The sequence below is a fragment of the Burkholderia sp. E168m23 genome (genome assembly GCF_016586125.1).
GTDB lineage: Bacteria > Pseudomonadota > Gammaproteobacteria > Burkholderiales > Burkholderiaceae > Burkholderia > Burkholderia orbicola.
On record NZ_BCPP01001098.1, the window covers coordinates 1 to 2,151 of the forward strand.

The 2,151-nt window shown below is 69.8% G+C and carries 3 protein-coding genes; 2 read left to right on the top strand and 1 reads right to left on the bottom strand.

Annotated elements, in window-relative coordinates; translation table 11 throughout:
* Nucleotides 1-419: M55 family metallopeptidase (locus tag JMF90_RS34480; protein WP_201326107.1), on the top strand; the 419-nt coding region annotated here is incomplete at its 5' end.
* Between the two features lie 35 nt (nucleotides 420-454).
* Here the strand turns inward: JMF90_RS34480 and JMF90_RS34485 are convergent.
* Entirely contained in the window at nucleotides 455-1,234 is a 780-nt protein-coding gene (locus JMF90_RS34485; RefSeq protein WP_011547896.1) for an alpha/beta fold hydrolase, read from the bottom strand.
* 142 nt (nucleotides 1,235-1,376) lie between these two features.
* On the opposite strand from JMF90_RS34485, the gene JMF90_RS34490 reads away from it, so the two are divergent.
* A partial coding sequence (locus tag JMF90_RS34490; RefSeq protein ID WP_201326108.1) for a helix-turn-helix domain-containing protein occupies nucleotides 1,377-2,151 on the top strand: 775 nt, incomplete at its 3' end.

Genomic DNA, 2,151 nt, shown 5'->3' on the forward strand with positions numbered 1-2,151 from the left:
TGTGTGGCGCGCTGGCGCGCGAATACGGCGCACACGTCGCGCTCGCGACCGGCGACGACGTGTTCGCCGAGGAAACGCAGCCGCTGTTTCCGGACGCGCGTTTCGAGACGGTCAAGACGGCCGGCGGCGCATCGAGCGGCGAGACGCTCACGCCGTCCGCGTCGTGCGCCCGGATCGCAACCGCGGCGCGCGAGACGGTCGCGCAGGCGCTGTCGTCCGGCCGGCGCGCGGGCGTCCATCGGCCCGCGCCGGCCGCCTGCACGCTGCGCGTACAGACGGCCGCGCTCGCCGACCTTTTCTGCGTGCTACCGTCGCTCGAGCGCGTCGATGCGGTGACGCTGCGCTTCGACGGGCCGTCGGTCGAGCACGTGGTGCGCACGCTGAACAGCCTGTCCGCGATGTCGTTCATGCTGCGGTGATGCGTGCCGCGACGATGCCGCCGGCGCGCGGCCGGTCAGCCGATCGCCACGGGGCGGGCCGTCGCGGCGAGCAGGAATGCTTCCATCGCCGCGACCAGCGCGAGCGGGGTTTCGTTCATTGGATAATGGCCGGCATTGCGCAGCACGTCGACGCTGGCGAGCGGATAGCGCCGCAGGTAGGTGCGGGCCATCAGCGCCGCGTCGAACGCCGGATCGTGCTCGCCGATCAGTATCTTGACCGGATGGATGCCCGTGATCTCTTCGCTGAAATCCGTATCGGCCCACGCGCGGAAGTATGCGGCGAATGCCCGCGCCGACGAACAGGCTGCCGAATACGCGGCTTTCCACTCGATCCAGGCGGCGGGCAGCCGGTTACCGGTGCTGCGGTCGATGATGGTCCGGCGATCGGCGAGGTGGTCGGCGGCCCGCTCGAATAGCGCGCGTCGCGCGGCGTCGAACGGCAGGCCGCCGCACGGCACGGGCGCGATCGCCACCAGCGCGCGCACGCGGTCGGGCGCGATGGCGGCGATCTTCTCGATCGCCATGCCGCCCATCGAATGGCCGACGAGACTGAAGGTCGGAAAGCCGAGCGCGTCGGCGAGCGCGAGCGTATCGGCGGCGATCTCGTCGATCGTGTAGTTGCCGTGTGCGTCGCGCATACGGCCGTAACCTCGGTAGTCCATGAATACATAGCTGAAGTGCTCGCGCGACAGCCAGGCTTCGAGCGGTTCGAACGCGCGGGCGTCGCCGAACCAGCCGTGCAGCACGAGAACAGGGTGGGGGCCTTTCCCCACGCGATGAAACGTATTGGGCATGTCCGCTCCGATGAGGTTGCCATCCGGCCGACCAGGCCGGCGGGTGTCCCGGCCGCGAGGTCGCGCAACGGTGGAGCGGATCGTAGATCGTTCGAAGGCGACCCGCCTTCGATATCGGGTCATTGATGATGGAATTCGGGCCGTGAGAAATACGCTGCTAGATCCCTACGAACACATTCCCCGGAGCGTGGTCGTGCTCGCCAACGACTTTGCGGCGGGCACGACGTTTCCGGATCACGCGCACGTGCGCGGGCAATTCGCGTTCGCGTCGCGCGGCACGATCAGCGTGTCGACGCCGCACGGGCGCTGGCTGGTGCCGCCGCAGCGCGCGTGCTGGGTGCCGGCCGGCGTGCGGCACGAAATGACCATGACCGGGCCGGTCACGATGCTCAATGCGTTCGTGTCCGTCGACGCCGCGCAGGCGGCCGGGCTGCCGGCCCAGTGCGGCGTGTATGGCGTGTCGCCGCTGCTGCGGCAACTGCTCGACGATGCGATCGACCTGCCGGCCATGTACGACGTCGACGGTCGCGCGGGCAAGCTGATGGATCTACTGGTCGCGGAAATCGCGACGATGCCGCGCCTGTCGCTGCATGCGCCGCTGCCGGCCGATGCGCGGCTGGCGAAGGTGTGCCGGCACCTGTTCGCGGCGCCGTCGATCGACGCCGATCTCGACCGGGTCGCGGCCGACGCAGGCGTGAGCCGCCGCACGTTCACGCGGCAGTTCCGCGCGCAGACGGGCGTGAGTTTTGCCGCCTGGCGCCAGCAGGTCTGCATGCTCGCGGCGATTGCCCGCCTGACCGACGGGCAGCCGGTGACGCGCGTGGCGCTCGATCTCGGCTACGCGAGCGCGAGTGCGTTCACGTCGGCGTTTCGCCGCATTCTCGGCGACACGCCGAGCCGCTATCTCGAGATTCGTC